Source organism: Azonexus hydrophilus (assembly GCF_905120355.1).
Lineage (GTDB): Bacteria > Pseudomonadota > Gammaproteobacteria > Burkholderiales > Rhodocyclaceae > Azonexus.
On sequence record NZ_CAJHOB010000017.1, the window covers coordinates 1 to 15,055 of the forward strand.

Consider the following 15,055-nt stretch of genomic DNA (forward strand, 5'->3'; position numbering starts at 1 on the left):
GCCTTAGCTTATTCCAGCCCGGTGGCTGTCCAAACGACCGGGACCACCGCACTTCCCACCGGCCAGTACCGTGCTGGACGTGAAATTGAAATTTTCGCGGATGAGCGCTCGCGGCGTGTCCGCATGAATCGAATTCTGCGCCGGCAAGTCGATTTCGAGCGCGTCAGTCTCGTCGATTTGTGACAAGCCGGCCGCGTTCGCGGTAGACTCGCAAGCTTGCTGGAGATTGCCCTGATGACTTCGCCAATACCTGTGCCGGAAGCCGTTCGTTTGCTTACCAAGAGTCGCGTACTTGAATTGCAGTATGCCGCAGGCGAGGTTTACCGTCTCGATTTCGAATATCTGCGTGTCTACACGCCTTCAGCGGAAGCACGCGGGCACGCTCCGGGTCAGGAAGTCCTGCAGACAGGCAAGCGTAATGTCGAGTTGCTTGCTGTCGAACCGGTGGGCTCTTATGCCCTCAAACTGATCTTTTCTGATGGCCATGAAAGTGGCCTCTACCCCTGGGAACTGCTTTACAACCTCGCGGTGCACCACGATCAGCTCTGGGCACAATATCTCAAACTGATCGAATCTCGCGGCGCCTCGCGTGACGTTGATTCGACACCGCGCTTCCAGCACTCTGCCTGCGGCTCGCGCCATTGAATTCATGACTCAAGATAAAACCACACATTTCGGCTACGAAACCGTTGCCGAGCAGGAAAAGGCGCGCCGGGTGCGCGACGTGTTCGATTCGGTCGCCGGCCGCTACGACTTGATGAACGATCTCATGTCGGCCGGCATGCATCGCCTGTGGAAAGCCTTCACCATTGCCCGCAGCGGTGTGCGGGAAGGCTCCCGCGTACTTGATGTAGCTGGCGGCACGGGTGATCTCTCACTGGCATTCGCCAAACGGGTCGGCAAGAGCGGGCAGGTCTGGCTGACCGACATCAACAACGCCATGCTGGCGCACGGCCGTGATCGCCTGACCAATAAGGGCTACATGCTGCCGGTAGCTCAATGCGATGCGGAACGACTGCCTTTTCCTGACGACTGGTTTGACTGTGTCACCGTTGCATTCGGTCTGCGCAACATGACCCACAAGGATGCCGCCTTGCGTGAAATGACGCGGGTACTGCGTCCAGGCGGTTGCCTGATGGTGCTTGAGTTCTCACAGGTATGGAAACCACTGGCCCCGATCTATGATTTCTATTCATTCCAGGTCATTCCGCGCATCGGCGGCATGGTGACTCGGGACCCAGACAGCTACCGTTACCTTTCCGAATCCATCCGCGTCCATCCGGACCAGGACACCTTGAAGGGCATGATGGAAGCTGCAGGACTGTCACGCGTCGAATACTTCAACATGACTTTTGGTGTAGTCGCCCTGCACCGCGGCTACAAACTCTGACCGCACCATGGAAGCTCTGCAGCAGCTTTTCCTCGCGCCGCTCAATCATCTGCTACGCCAGAATGCCTGGGCAGGAGAACGGCTGGCACGCCATGCCGGCGCGACTGTCTTGCTGCGCACTGCTGATCGTGCCGTATTCTCTTTCGCCATCGAGCAGAATGGCGGCTTCCGCGCCTGCGAACCCGCCTCCGGCCCCGCTGTCACCATCGAACTGCCCGCTGATTTCCTCGTTCGCTTGCTGACCGACCGCAGCGGCTTGCTTGCCAGCGCACACCTGAGTGGACGTGCTGAGCTTGCAGAAAGCCTGGCCTTTGTCTTGCGCAATCTGCGCTGGGACAGTGAGGCTGACCTTGCACGCGTGCTTGGTGACATTCCTGCACGCCGCATGGATCAACTTGCTCGCCGCAGCCTGGCGCAAACGCGCGATGTTGCAGGGCGTAGTATCAGCAACCTGAGCGAATACCTGACTGATGAATCCGGACTGGTCCTGCACTCTTCCGATTTCGCCTCCTTTATTGCCGCGCGCTCTGCACTTGAACGTGATCTGGCACAGCTCGAACAGCGCCTGACCACACTTTCGACCTAAGGCAGTTGCAAAAAAAAAGCAGCCATGCGGCTGCTTTTCTACTTACTGCACCTGAATTTCAGTGCGTATGCTTGCGCAAGCGCTGAATGGTCTGCAGTTGAGCGATTGCCTCGGCCAGCTCGGCTTGCGCCGCAGCATAATCCATCTCTGCCTGACGGTTGGCAAGCGCTTCCTCTGCACGCTTCTTGGCTTCAAGCGCCTTGGCCTCGTCGAGGTCACGGGCGCGGATTGCAGTGTCAGCCAGAACGGTAATCATATCCGGCTGGACTTCAAGCATGCCGCCAGAAACATAAACCAGTTCGTAGTCACTTTGCCCGGCCACCTTCAGACGGATTGCACCGGGCTTGATGCGCGTGAGCAGCGGCGTATGTTGCGGCAGAATGCCGAGTTCCCCGGCTTCGCCGGGGAATACTGCGATCTCCACCATGCCGGAGAAGATCGACTCCTCGGCACTGACGACATCACAATGTACGGTCATAACCATTGCTGGCTCCTATGCGTAACCCTGCATTACTGCAGCGTCTTGGCCTTTTCGACGGCTTCCTCGATACCACCCACCATGTAGAAGGCCTGTTCCGGCAGATCATCGTATTCACCGCTGACGATGCCCTTGAAGCCCTTGATGGTTTCCTTGAGCGGAACGAACTTGCCCGGGGAACCGGTGAAGACTTCAGCAACGTGGAAAGGTTGCGACAGGAAGCGCTGGATTTTCCGGGCGCGGCTGACGGCCAGCTTGTCTTCCGGCGACAGTTCGTCCATACCCAGAATCGCGATGATGTCGCGCAGTTCCTTGTAGCGCTGCAGTGTCATCTGCACCGCACGGGCAACACCGTAGTGCTCTTCACCGACGATCTGCGGGTCGAGCTGGCGGGAGGTGGAGTCGAGCGGGTCGACGGCCGGGTAGATACCCAGCGAGGCGATGTCACGCGACAGCACGACCGTGGAGTCCAAGTGCAGGAAGGTGGTGGCCGGGGACGGGTCGGTCAAGTCATCGGCAGGCACGTAAACAGCCTGGATGGAGGTGATCGAGCCAACCTTGGTCGAGGTGATGCGCTCTTGCAGGCGGCCCATTTCTTCGGCCAGCGTCGGCTGGTAGCCTACGGCGGAAGGCATACGGCCCAGCAGTGCGGACACTTCGGTACCGGCCAGGGTGTAGCGGTAGATGTTATCCACGAAGAACAGGATGTCACGACCGTCGTCACGGAAACGCTCGGCCATGGTCAGACCGGTCAGCGCAACACGCAGACGGTTGCCCGGCGGTTCGTTCATCTGACCGAACACCATCGCCACCTTGTCGAGAACGTTGGAGTCCTTCATTTCATGGTAGAAGTCGTTCCCTTCGCGGGTACGCTCACCCACACCGGCAAACACGGACAGACCCGAGTGTTGCTTGGCGATGTTGTTGATCAACTCCATCATGTTGACGGTCTTGCCGACGCCGGCGCCGCCGAACAGACCGACCTTGCCGCCCTTGGCGAACGGGCAGATCAGGTCGATCACCTTGATGCCGGTTTCAAGCAGATCGACGGAAGACGACAGTTCGTCGAACTTCGGTGCGGCCTGGTGGATTTCGCGCAGCTCATCGCTGGCGATCGGGCCGGCTTCGTCGATCGGACGGCCGAGGACGTCCATGATGCGACCCAGTGTACCCATACCGACCGGCACGGAGATGCCAGCACCGGTGTTATTCACTTTCATCCCACGACGCAGACCGTCGGAGGAGCCCATGGCGATGGTACGGACCACGCCGTCACCCAGCTGCTGTTGCACTTCGAAGGTGAGGCCGGTTTCAACCATGCCATTTTCTTCGGAAGCATCCAGCTTGAGTGCATCGTAAACCTTCGGCATCGCATCACGCGGGAAGTGGATGTCCACAACCGCGCCGATACACTGAACGATGGAACCTTGACTCATATTCAATTCCCCAATAATTAAAACTTCGCGCGAGCGTCAGACAGCGGCGGCACCGCTGACAATTTCCGAGAGTTCCTTGGTAATTGCAGCCTGACGGGCCTTGTTGTAGACCAGCTTCAATTCACCGATCACGCTCTTGGCGTTATCGGACGCAGACTTCATCGCCACCATGCGCGCCGATTGCTCGGACGCCATGTTTTCGGCCACGGCCTGATAAATCAAAGCTTCGACATAACGCATCAGCAGATCGTCGATGACCACTTGTGCATCCGGCTCATAGACATAATCCCAACCAGGCTCACGCTCAGTTTTGATGACGTCGTCGGCCAGCGGCAACACCTTCTCGAACACAGGCTCCTGCTTCATCGTATTGATGAAGCGGGTGTATCCCAGATAGAGGGCGTCGATTTCGCCATTCATGTAGGCATCCAGCTGCACCTTGAGCGGCCCGATGAGCTTTTCCAGGTGCGGGGTGTCGCCCAGCGAAACAACTTGCGAAACCACCTTGGCACCAGCACGCTGCATGAAACCCAGGCCCTTGTTGCCGACGCAGGTCGCCTGAAACTTGACGCCCTCACTGTCGAACGCCTTCATCTTGCTCAACACAAGCCGCAGGACGTTGGCGTTGAGGCCACCGCACAGCCCTTTGTCCGACGTCACCAGTACGATGCCGACATTCTTGGGCGCGCGCGTTTGCAGGAACGGATGCTTGTACTCGGTCAGGGCGTGGGCGAGATTGCTCGCCACGCGCCGGATCTTTTCACCATATGGACGGGAGGCGCGCATCCGGTCCTGCGCCTTGCGCATTTTGGATGCCGCCACCATTTCCATGGCTTTGGTGATCTTGCGCGTGTTTTCAACGCTCTTGATCTTGTTGCGAATTTCCTTGCCGCTTGCCATGGCGTTCTCCTAGATCAGGCCCAGGTGCTCTTGAAAGCCTGGATACCGGCAGCCAGGGCCTTTTCGGAATCAGCGCTCAGATCTGCCGTCGATTCCATGGTGTTCATGACATCGGCGCAGTTGGTCTTGAGATAGCTGATCATCGCTTTTTCGCACTCGAGGGCGCGCTTGACTTCAACATCGTCAAAATAGCCCTTGTCGGCCGCATACAGGGTGACAGCCATTTCCGAGATGCTCATCGGCGAATATTGCGGTTGCTTCATCAGCTCGGTCACCAGACGGCCACGCTCCAGCTGTTTGCGGGTTGCTTCGTCGAGATCAGAAGCAAACTGCGCGAATGCAGCCAGTTCACGGTACTGGGCCAGCGCCAGACGCACACCACCGCCAAGCTTCTTGATCAGCTTGGTTTGGGCGGCACCACCAACGCGGGACACCGAGATACCGGCGTTGATCGCAGGACGAATACCGGCGTTGAACAGGTCGGTTTCCAGGAAGATCTGGCCGTCGGTGATGGAGATCACGTTGGTCGGAACGAAAGCAGAAACGTCACCAGCCTGGGTTTCGATCACCGGCAGAGCGGTCAGCGAACCGGTCTTGCCCTTGACTTCGCCATTGGTGTACTTCTCGACGAAGTCCTCGTTAACGCGAGCAGCGCGCTCGAGCAGACGGGAGTGGAGATAGAACACATCGCCCGGATAGGCTTCGCGGCCTGGCGGACGGCGCAGCAGCAGGGAGACCTGACGGTAGCCCCACGCTTGCTTGGTCAAATCGTCGTAAATGATCAGGGCGTCCTGGCCACGGTCGCGGAAGTACTCACCCATGGTGCAACCGGCGTAAGGGGCCAGATATTGCAGGGCAGCAGATTCCGAGGCAGAGGCGGCAACCACGATGGTGTATTCCATGGCGCCATTTTCTTCGAGCTTGCGCACGACGTTGGCGATGGTGGAAGCCTTCTGGCCGATCGCGACATACACGCAGAACAGGTTCTTGCCCTTCTGGTTGATGATGGTGTCGACAGCAACGGCGGTCTTGCCGGTCTGACGGTCACCAATGATCAACTCACGCTGACCACGGCCAACCGGCACCATGGAGTCAACGCACTTGAGGCCAGTCTGCACCGGTTGCGACACCGATTTACGCCAGATCACGCCCGGGGCGACCTTTTCAATCTTGTCGGTCAGCTTGGCATTGATCGGGCCCTTGCCGTCGATCGGCTGGCCCAGCGTGTTGACCACGCGGCCGAGCAGTTCCGGGCCAACCGGCACTTCGAGAATGCGGCCGGTCGTCTTGACCGTATCGCCTTCGGAAATGTGGTCGTATTCACCCAGCACCACCGCGCCGACGGAATCACGTTCGAGGTTGAGCGCCATACCAAAGGTGTTGCCGGGGAATTCCAGCATTTCACCCTGCATGACGTCCTGCAAGCCATGCACGCGACAGATGCCGTCAGTGACGGAAACCACGGTGCCCTGCGTACGCACTTCCGATGCGCCTTGCAGGTTCTGGATCTTGCTCTTGATCAGTTCAGAAATTTCGGAAGGATTCAACTGCATGAAAATCTCCTAGTTGTTCAGCGCCACGGCCATGGCATCGAGTTTGCCGCGCACTGAAGCATCCAGCATCTGGTCACCGACGGTGACGCGCACACCACCGATCAGACTCGGGTCAACTTCGACGCGAGCCGTCAGGCGGGTTCCGAAACGAGGCTCCAGTTGCTGCATGAGAGCAGCCACCTGGGCGTCATCAATCGGGAAGGCGGAGTACACCACCGCCTCCTGCACGCCTTCTTCCTGACTTTTTGCCAGTTCGAAGAGCCGGGAAATTTCCGGCAGCAGCGCAAGACGCCGGTTTTCGGCAAGGGTGCGAACAAAATTGGCAAGAATCGCATCGCTGTCAGCCGACAGCGAAATGAACAATTCAGCCACCTGTTCCGTGGAGAGCCGGGGATTAGTCATGACCTCGGTCATTTCCTTATCCTGGGCAATCAGCGCCAGCCTTTGCAGGCGCTGTGACCAGAGGCCCTGAGCCCCGCTTTCCTTGGCCAGCCTGTAGGCGGCTTCAGCGTAGGGGCGAGCGATGGTGACGGATTCAGCCATATGCTTTACAGATCCTGTTTGATCGTGGCCAGAATGTCGGAATGAGCCTGGGCGTTGATCTCGCGGCGCAGAATTTGTTCGGCGCCGTTGATGACCAGGGCAGCGACCTGTTCGCGAATCTGCTCTTTGGCGCGCACCGCTTCCTGCTCGATTTCTGCCTTGGCACCGGTCACGATGCGCTCGGCTTCCACCTTGGCCGCAGCCTTGGCTTCTTCGATCAGTTGGGCGCCGCGCTTTTCAGCATTGGCGATCAGTTCTGCAGCCTTTTCCTTGCCTTCGCGGAGAGCTTCCGTCGAACGCTTGGTGGCCAATTCGAGATCCTGCTTGCCGCGTTCAGCAGCAGCCAGACCATCCGCGATCTTCTTCGCACGCTCGTCGAGCGCCTTCACAATGGGCGGCCACACGAATTGCATCGTGAACCACGCCAGAATGAAGAACACAACGAGCTGTGCAAACAACGTTGCGTTCAGATTCACGGTTCTAGTCCTCTTCTAAAGGGTTAATCGGAAGAGGGCTAATTAACCTGCCACCAGTTGGAACGGGTTGGCGAAAGCGAACATCATGGCGATACCGACACCGATCAGGAAGGCGGCGTCGATCAGACCAGCCAGGAGGAACATCTTGGTTTGCAGAGCGTTCATCAGCTCAGGCTGGCGAGCCGAAGCTTCAATGTACTTGCCGCCCATCAGACCGATACCGATACAGGCACCGATAGCACCCAGACCAATGATCAGGCCGGCAGCCAGAGCAACAAAACCGAGAACGTGTTCCATGACAACTCCTTGAGGTTTAAAGTGAAAAGTAAAACGGGTTACAACAGAAAAACTTGAAAATCAGTGACCTTCATGCGCCTGACCGACATACACCAAGGTCAGCATCATGAAGATGAAGGCTTGCAACGTGATGATCAGGATATGGAAGATGGCCCAGATCGAACCAGCGATCACGTGACCAACGAAACCGAACACCGTCGCGGTGGCACCCAGCAGGGCGATCAGCATGAAGACCAGCTCACCGGCATACATGTTGCCGAAAAGCCGCATGCCATGGGACACCGTCTTGGCGATGAATTCGATCATCTGCATGATGAAATTCACCGGATAGAGCAACGGATGGCTACCAAAAGGCGCAGTGAATAGCTCATGCACCCAGCCCCCCAGACCCTTGACCTTGATGTTGTAGTAGATGCAGATCAGCAGCACGCCCAGCGACATGCCGAGTGCCGCATTCAAGTCAGCCGTGGCAACAGCGCGCTGATAATGAATGCCGAACATCTCGCCGATCTTCGGCAGCAGATCCACTGGAATCAAATCCACGGCATTCATGAAGAAGATCCAGACAAAAACGGTCAGCGCCAGCGGCGCAACGAACTTGCGCGATTCGGCGCTATGGATGATGCCCTTGGCCTGATCGGAAACCATCTCAACCAGCACCTCGATGGCTGCCTGGAACCGACCCGGCACACCAGAGGTTGCCTTGCGCGCAGCAAGCCAGAGCACAAAGATGGTGAGCAAGCCGAGCACGATGGAATAGAACATCGTGTCAATATTGAGTACCGACCAGTCAACAACGGCTTTCTGGGCGTGCCCGGTGGTGTTGAGGTGGGTCAGGTGATGGACGATGTACTCGCCCGATGTCGGTGCTGCGCTTCCTGCGGCCATGTCATTTCTTCCAAAAAGCTAAAAAACCAGCATGCAGGACAATCGCCAGACCGATCAACAAGCTCGGCCAGTGCATCGCGGGATATCCCTTGATGGCGATTGCCAGAATTCCTACGGTAGCTGCAATTTTCAGGAACTCGCCGACGAAGAAATTTGCCGCATAGGACGCGCCCGGGCGATTTTTCAGCATCGTCAACCGGACAGCAAAGAAAAGGTTGGGAACAATTGCAGCCAATGCCGCGAACCCCACCGAAACCAGCCCCCGCGTTCCTACGATTGCACCGGCTGCAATCGCTGTAATGAGTGCCGTACCAAGTTGCAGGTAAATCGCTTTCAACATGGTGTCATGCAATCGTCAGCCGGTGTGCCACACAGACCTAAATGATACAAGACTTCAAAAAAGACCGTCAATGGGAATTACGGGTTAACCGCAATCGACAAACCACCGCAGCCTCAGCGCAGACGCCCCAGAATCCCCTCCAGCTGGTCCAGACTGCCGAACTCGATGGTGATCTTGCCCGCCCCTTTTTTGTTGCTGCGAATGGCGACATTGGCGCCCACCGCATCGGCAATTTCTTCCTGCAGTCGTAGCAGATCACGGTCAGGCGCTGGTGTCGCTGTTTTTTTCGGCGGATTGACGATCTGCTGCACCAGGCGCTCAGCTTCCCGCACCGAGAGCGACTGCTTGACGATACGCTGCGCCACCGCCACCTGCTGCACTGCCGACAAGGGCAACAAGGCGCGCGCATGGCCCATGTCGAGCTTGCCGACCTGCAGCAATTCCTGCACGCCAGCGCTCAGCTGCAGCAGCCGCAACAGGTTGGAGGTTGCCGGACGTGAGCGGCCCACGGCTTCAGCCGCCTGCTGGTGACTGAGGCCGAACTCGTCGATCAGCCGTTGCAAACCCTGAGCTTCTTCCAGCGGGTTGAGGTTTTCGCGCTGAATATTCTCGATCAGCGCCATGGCCAGCGCCTGTTCGTCGGCTATCTTGCGTACCAGCACCGGCACTTCGGCCAGCCCTGCCCGCTGTGCAGCCCGCCAGCGCCGTTCGCCGGCAACAATTTCGTAGCGCTCGGCACCCGGTGTGCTATCGATGGCGCGCACCAGAATCGGCTGCATCACACCCTGAGCAGTAATCGAAGCGGCCAGTTCATCCAGCGACGCTTCGTCCATCCGGGTTCGCGGCTGGTATTTGCCCGACCGCAAACGCTCGACCGGCAGTTTGCGCAACTCCTCTTCCGCTTTGGCACCGCTACCCGCCAGCAATGCGTCGAGGCCGCGCCCCAATCCCTTCAACTTGCTCATGCGCTCACCCTTTCGAGAATTTCCTGGGCGAGTGCGTTATATGCCTGCGCCCCCTTCGAGTTTTTGTCGAATGCATTGACCGGCTTGCCATAGGACGGCGCTTCCGCCAAGCGCACATTGCGCGGCACGATGGTCTGATACACCTTGTCGCCGAAATGGTTTTCCAGTTCGCTCGACACTTGCTGCGTCAGCGTGCTCTGGCTGTTGTACATGGTGCGCAGCAAGCCCTCGATTTCCAGCCGGGCATTCAGACTGTGGCGGATCTTGCGCAGGGTTTCGACCAGATCGGACAAGCCTTCCAGCGCGTAATACTCGCACTGCATGGGGATCAGCACCGAATCTGCAGCCACCAGGGCATTCACGGTCAGCATGTTGAGCGCCGGCGGACAGTCGATGAGAACGAAATCGTAGCTCGCCCGGCCATCTGCCAGGGCTTCCTTCAAGCGGAACTCGCGTCGTTCCAGCTCGATCAGCTCAACCTCCGCCCCTGCCAGCTCGCGGTTGGCCGGCAGGATGTCGAAGGCAAATTCAGTCGCGATGCACACTTCCTGCAGCCCTGCCGCACCGATCAACAGCTGATACACCGTCGGCAGCGCCTCTTTCTTGGTGATGCCGGCGCCCGTCGTGGCATTGCCCTGCGGATCCATGTCGATGAGCAGCACGCGCTGCCCCGCTGCGCCTAAAGCGGCGGCAAGATTGACGGCTGTCGTGGTCTTGCCGACGCCGCCTTTCTGATTGGTGATGGCCAGTATCTTCATGCGCCCACTTTCAGGAAAATGAGATGTCGCTCCGCCGCCAGACCGGGAACGGTCAGGACCAGCGTGCGTTCAACAACGATGTCTGGCGCCAATGCGGCAATTTCCTCCGCCGGATACGCCCCCTTCATGGCCAGCCAGCGCCCGTCGGGTGCCAGCAGGTGGCGGGTCAGTTCGACGAAGGTCTTCAAATCGGCGAAGGCACGCGAACTGATCTGCGCATACTGGCCTGTCATCTGCTCCACCCGCGCATGATGCACGCGCAGATTGCGCAGACCAAGCTCAATCGCCGCCTGCTGCAGGAATGTTGCTTTTTTCTGCACCGTATCCACCAGACTCACCGACAACTGCGGCCGGGCAATGGCCAGCGGGATACCAGGCAAACCCCCGCCTGCCCCGACGTCGAGCAGCGCCCCCTCACCGACGTGCGGCACGATCGCCAGCGAATCGAGCAAGTGGTGCGACAGCGCTTGCTGCGGATCGCGCAAAGCCGTGAGATTGTAGGTCTTGTTCCATTTCAGGAGCAGCCGGCAAAAAGCCAGCACCCTCTCCTGCGCCGCCAGCGGCAGCGACAGACCCAGTTCCGCCAATCCTGCCGCCAGCGCTGGTGCCAGCCCGCTTTCTACCGTTTGTGGATGCAATTCGTGATTCATGCCGGACGCACGGAATTGAAACGTTTCAGATACACCAGCAGCAACGAAATCGCCGCCGGTGTCACCCCCTGAACACGGGAAGCCTGACCGATGGTCTGCGGCCGGTGCTGCTGCAGCTTCTGCTTCACTTCGTTGGACAGCCCGGGAACCACGGCGTAGTCAAGCGCTTCCGGCAGCGCCAGCTGTTCGTAGCCCGCCGCCTTGGCCACTTCCTCGGCCTGCCGGTCGATATAGCCCTGATACTTCGCCGAAATCTCCAGCTGCTCGACCACTTCTGCCACGCTGACCGGCTCGCCGGCACCCGGCAGGGTCATCAGCTGGGCATAACTGATCTCCGGCCGGCGCAGCAGCTCGAACAGGCTGTATTCGTGCTCGATGGCCTTGCCCAGCACGCGCACGCATTCTTCCGCCGGGGTGAGCCGGGGATTGACCCAGGTCGCTTTCAACCGCTCTTCTTCGGCGGCAATCGCATCGCGCTTGCGGCAAAAAGCATCCCAGCGTACATCATCGATCAACCCCAGGGCCCGCCCCTGCTCGGTCAAACGCAGATCAGCGTTGTCCTCACGCAGACTGAGGCGATACTCGGCGCGACTGGTGAACATACGATACGGATCATTGACCCCACGCGTAATCAGATCATCAACCAGCACCCCGAGATAGGCCTCATTGCGCTTCGGACACCAGGCACTTTCGCCGCGCACGTAGCGCGCGGCATTGATGCCGGCCAGCAAGCCCTGCGCCGCGGCTTCTTCGTAGCCGGTGGTGCCATTGATCTGACCGGCGAAGAACAGGCCGCGAATCTGCTTGGTTTCGAAACTGTCTTTCAGCGCCCGTGGGTCGTAATAATCGTATTCGATGGCATAGCCCGGGCGCAGGATGTGGCAATTTTCCAGCCCACGGATCGAACGCACCAAAGCCAGCTGAATGTCGAACGGCAGGCTGGTGGAGACACCATTGGGGTAAATCTCGTGCGTATCCAGCCCTTCCGGCTCAAGGAAGACGTTATGCCGGTCCTTGTCTGAGAAGCGGTGAATCTTGTCCTCGATCGAGGGACAGTAGCGCGGTCCGACGCCTTCGATCACGCCGGTATACATCGGCGAGCGGTCCAGTCCGCTGCGGATGATGTCATGCGTTCTGGCGTTGGTTTCGGTAATCCAGCACGGCAACTGACGCGGATGCTGCGCCGCAGAACCCAGGAAGGAAAACACCGGCAGCGGATCATCCGAGTGCTGCTCCTGCATCACCGAAAAATCAATGCTCTTGCCATCCAGCCGTGGCGGCGTACCTGTTTTCAGCCGCCCCTGCGGCAACTGCAGTTCCTGCAAGCGCGCTGCCAGCGACACCGAAGGCGGATCGCCCATGCGTCCACCGGTATAGTTTTCCAGCCCCACATGAATCTTGCCATTGAGGAAAGTGCCAGCCGTCAGCACCACGCTCTGCGCCATGAAGCGGATACCCAGGCGGGTCACCGCACCACACACGGCATCACCTTCGACAATGAGGTCATCGCACGCCTGGGCGAAAATGCTGAGATTCGGCTGATTCTCCAGCCGCTGGCGGATCGCCTGGCGATAAAGCACCCGGTCGACCTGCGCCCGCGTCGCACGCACGGCCGGTCCCTTCGAGGCATTGAGCAGACGGAACTGGATACCGGCCACATCCGTTGCCGCCGCCATGGCGCCGCCCAGGGCATCGACCTCCCGCACCAGATGCCCCTTGCCGATACCGCCGATCGACGGATTGCAACTAAGTGCCCCGAGCGTATCCAGGTTGTGCGTCAGCAGCAGGGTTTGCGCGCCCGCCCGCGCTGCGGCAAGCGCCGCCTCGGTGCCGGCATGGCCGCCGCCAACAACGATCACATCGAAACGGGTGGGATAGAGCATGGGCACGAAACGCTGAATGGGTTGCTGCAGCGCACCACGGCGCCGCCAGAGAGCCGGTGATTTTACGTCAGGTGACCGGAAAAACACAGAAAGCCCCTGGCGCAAGCCTTTCCAGACGGAATTTCTCTTGCTCGCCAGCCATGCTTACAGTAATTTGCTGCCCATGCAGACCTACAGTCCGAAATCCGGAGAAGCGCTTGAAAACGAGGACATGCTCCTCGTCCTGCAACAGGCGCTGACCAAAAAACGTGTCCTGATTGTGGACCGGCATGCACCGGCACGCGAATCGGTGCGGCTGATGCTCGGCACCCTGGGCGTCACGCAGGTACACGGCGCCGGTAATTCGGCCGAAGTCATCCGGCAGGTCAAAGCCAACCGCTTCGACATCATCCTGTCCGATTTCATTCTTGATGACGGCCGCGATGGTCAGCAACTGCTGGAAGAACTGCGCCACGCCCACCTGATCGCCCCCGGCACGGTATACATCATCGTCACCGGCGAGCGCACCTACACCAATGTCGTCGCCCTGGCCGAGCTTGCTCCGGACGACTACCTGATCAAGCCCTTCACCGCCGACCAGTTGCAGGCACGCCTGGTGCGCGCCACCTACAAGAAGCATCTGCTGCGCCGCATCTACGAAAAGATCGAAAGCGGCGACCTGGATGAAGCCATCGCCGCCTGCGACCGTGTCATCAGCCAACACCCGGCCTATATGTACGACGCCTATCGTTTCAAGGGCGAACTGCTGCTGCAGCTCGAACGAATCGAAGAAGCCGAGGTACTCTTTCGCAAAGTGCTGGAAGGACGCATGGCGCCCTGGGTGCAGATGGGGCTGGCAACGGCGCTGCGCGACCGCGGTGCGCTGGAAGAAGCCGCCATGCTGGCCGAGCAAGTGCTGGTCGACGCCCCCGATTTTCTCGCCGCCTACGATTTCCTCGCCGCCGTGCAGGAACGTCGCGGTCTGCTGGAAAACGCCCAGGAAGTCCTGCAACACGCCGCTGAAGCCTCCCCGCACAACACCTTGCGCCAGCGCATGGTGGGCGATATCGCGGCCCGCAACGAAGACATGGCGGCCGCAGAAAAAGCCTACAGCAAGGTCCTCGAGCGCAGCAAAGGCTCTTCCCTGCGGAGCGTTGACGATTTTGCCAACCTCGCCCGTACCATGGCGGAGCGCGGCAACATCGATGCCTCCCGCAAACTGATCGGCGAACTGAAGCGGGAACTCCGCGGCGACAAGGAAGCCGAACTGGCGGCGCTGACACACGAAAGCCTCTGCCTGGCCGCCGAGGGGGCGCCGGAGAAAGCCCGGGCCTGCGCCGAACAAGCCATCGCCCTGCAACAAATCGTGGAAGAAGATTTCGCCAACCGCGGCAAGCCGCTCTCCCAGCGCCTGAGCGTCGATCTTGCGCATGCCTGCTACGCCAGCGGCCTGAAGGACGAAGGCGAAAAAATCATGCGCCAGGCCGTGGCAGAAAATCACGAAGACCAGCAACTCATTCATCAAGCCAGCCGAGTCTTCGAAAAAACCAATCAACCGGAAGGCAATGCGCTGCTTGAACAGATCAACCACCAGCTCAACGAGCTCAGCAACCGCGGCCAGTCCGCGGCCCGTGCGGGCGATCTGGCGGGTGCCGCCGAACTGCATACGCAGGCGGCGGAGCAGGCGCCCAACATCCGCAATCTGATTGAAGCAGCCAACAGTCTCTATCTGCTGATGGATCGTCGCGGCTGGGATGCCACCCTGGCTGCCAGCGCGCACGACTACCTGGAGCGCGCCCAGCGCAAGGACCGCAAACACCCCAAAGTCCTCGCCACGCGCCAACTGGCGCACTCCGTCGCACGCAAATACGGCATCGACATCAGCGCCTGAGCCCACCCACGTGCTAGAGTTTTTCCTTTTGTAGAGGAATGT

General features: G+C 59.3%; 18 protein-coding genes. 5 read left to right on the forward strand and 13 right to left on the reverse strand.

The window, feature by feature from the left end; genetic code table 11:
• The 4 genes from JYJ39_RS12215 to JYJ39_RS12230 all read left to right on the forward strand — a co-directional run.
• Nucleotides 1-183: hypothetical protein (locus JYJ39_RS12215; protein WP_205204690.1), on the forward strand; the 183-nt coding region annotated here is incomplete at its 5' end.
• 51 nt (nt 184-234) lie between these two features.
• Nucleotides 235-645 (forward strand): gamma-butyrobetaine hydroxylase-like domain-containing protein, encoded by a 411-nt coding sequence (locus tag JYJ39_RS12220; protein ID WP_205204692.1) that lies wholly within the window; start codon nt 235-237, stop codon nt 643-645.
• A 4-nt stretch (nt 646-649) separates the two neighbouring features.
• Nucleotides 650-1,390: a bifunctional demethylmenaquinone methyltransferase/2-methoxy-6-polyprenyl-1,4-benzoquinol methylase UbiE gene (ubiE, locus tag JYJ39_RS12225; protein ID WP_205204694.1), complete on the forward strand. Its 741-nt coding sequence runs from the start codon at nt 650-652 to the stop codon at nt 1,388-1,390.
• Nucleotides 1,391-1,397: 7 nt separating this feature from the next.
• The gene (locus tag JYJ39_RS12230) at nt 1,398-1,976 is read left to right on the forward strand and encodes a ubiquinone biosynthesis accessory factor UbiJ (RefSeq protein ID WP_205204695.1); all 579 of its coding nucleotides are present in this window, start codon (nt 1,398-1,400) and stop codon (nt 1,974-1,976) included.
• A 58-nt stretch (nt 1,977-2,034) separates the two neighbouring features.
• On the opposite strand, the gene JYJ39_RS12235 is transcribed toward JYJ39_RS12230, so the two are convergent.
• The 13 genes from JYJ39_RS12235 to mnmG form a co-directional block, all read right to left on the reverse strand.
• Entirely contained in the window at nt 2,035-2,460 is a 426-nt protein-coding gene (locus tag JYJ39_RS12235; protein WP_205204696.1) for a F0F1 ATP synthase subunit epsilon, read from the reverse strand.
• Between the two features lie 26 nt (nt 2,461-2,486).
• Complete coding sequence (gene atpD, locus JYJ39_RS12240; RefSeq protein WP_205204697.1) at nt 2,487-3,890, reverse strand: F0F1 ATP synthase subunit beta; 1,404 nt, start codon at nt 3,888-3,890, stop codon at nt 2,487-2,489.
• Nucleotides 3,891-3,926: 36 nt separating this feature from the next.
• Nucleotides 3,927-4,790: a F0F1 ATP synthase subunit gamma gene (gene atpG, locus JYJ39_RS12245; RefSeq protein ID WP_205204698.1), complete on the reverse strand. Its 864-nt coding sequence runs from the start codon at nt 4,788-4,790 to the stop codon at nt 3,927-3,929.
• Nucleotides 4,791-4,804: 14 nt separating this feature from the next.
• Complete coding sequence (gene atpA / locus JYJ39_RS12250; protein WP_205204699.1) at nt 4,805-6,343, reverse strand: F0F1 ATP synthase subunit alpha; 1,539 nt, start codon at nt 6,341-6,343, stop codon at nt 4,805-4,807.
• A gap of 9 nt (nt 6,344-6,352) precedes the next feature.
• Nucleotides 6,353-6,886 (reverse strand): F0F1 ATP synthase subunit delta, encoded by a 534-nt coding sequence (locus JYJ39_RS12255; RefSeq protein WP_205204700.1) that lies wholly within the window; start codon nt 6,884-6,886, stop codon nt 6,353-6,355.
• A 5-nt stretch (nt 6,887-6,891) separates the two neighbouring features.
• Nucleotides 6,892-7,362, reverse strand: a complete 471-nt coding sequence (locus tag JYJ39_RS12260) for a F0F1 ATP synthase subunit B (RefSeq protein WP_205204701.1) — start codon at nt 7,360-7,362, stop codon at nt 6,892-6,894.
• Between the two features lie 42 nt (nt 7,363-7,404).
• On the reverse strand, nt 7,405-7,659 hold the full coding sequence (gene atpE, locus JYJ39_RS12265) for a F0F1 ATP synthase subunit C (protein ID WP_076097435.1): 255 nt from the start codon (nt 7,657-7,659) through the stop codon (nt 7,405-7,407).
• 60 nt (nt 7,660-7,719) lie between these two features.
• On the reverse strand, nt 7,720-8,547 hold the full coding sequence (atpB, locus tag JYJ39_RS12270) for a F0F1 ATP synthase subunit A (RefSeq protein ID WP_205204702.1): 828 nt from the start codon (nt 8,545-8,547) through the stop codon (nt 7,720-7,722).
• Nucleotide 8,548: 1 nt separating this feature from the next.
• Nucleotides 8,549-8,887, reverse strand: coding sequence for an ATP synthase subunit I (locus JYJ39_RS12275; protein WP_205204703.1), 339 nt, complete (start codon nt 8,885-8,887; stop codon nt 8,549-8,551).
• 113 nt (nt 8,888-9,000) lie between these two features.
• Nucleotides 9,001-9,852 (reverse strand): ParB/RepB/Spo0J family partition protein, encoded by an 852-nt coding sequence (locus JYJ39_RS12280; RefSeq protein ID WP_205204704.1) that lies wholly within the window; start codon nt 9,850-9,852, stop codon nt 9,001-9,003.
• Nucleotides 9,849-10,610 carry a ParA family protein gene (locus JYJ39_RS12285; RefSeq protein WP_205204705.1) on the reverse strand — a complete coding sequence of 254 codons (762 nt, stop codon included), beginning with the start codon at nt 10,608-10,610 and terminating at the stop codon, nt 9,849-9,851. The genes JYJ39_RS12280 and JYJ39_RS12285 overlap by 4 nt, the downstream gene beginning before the upstream one ends.
• Entirely contained in the window at nt 10,607-11,260 is a 654-nt protein-coding gene (gene rsmG, locus JYJ39_RS12290; RefSeq protein WP_205204706.1) for a 16S rRNA (guanine(527)-N(7))-methyltransferase RsmG, read from the reverse strand. Before rsmG ends, JYJ39_RS12285 begins: the two co-directional genes overlap by 4 nt.
• Nucleotides 11,257-13,143 (reverse strand): tRNA uridine-5-carboxymethylaminomethyl(34) synthesis enzyme MnmG, encoded by a 1,887-nt coding sequence (gene mnmG, locus JYJ39_RS12295; protein WP_205204707.1) that lies wholly within the window; start codon nt 13,141-13,143, stop codon nt 11,257-11,259. The genes rsmG and mnmG overlap by 4 nt, the downstream gene beginning before the upstream one ends.
• 127 nt (nt 13,144-13,270) lie before the next feature.
• Here mnmG and JYJ39_RS12300 point away from each other — a divergent pair, with 127 nt between their 5' ends.
• The gene (locus JYJ39_RS12300) at nt 13,271-15,013 is read left to right on the forward strand and encodes a response regulator (RefSeq protein WP_240189651.1); all 1,743 of its coding nucleotides are present in this window, start codon (nt 13,271-13,273) and stop codon (nt 15,011-15,013) included.
• The last annotated feature ends 42 nt before the right edge of the window (nt 15,014-15,055 follow it).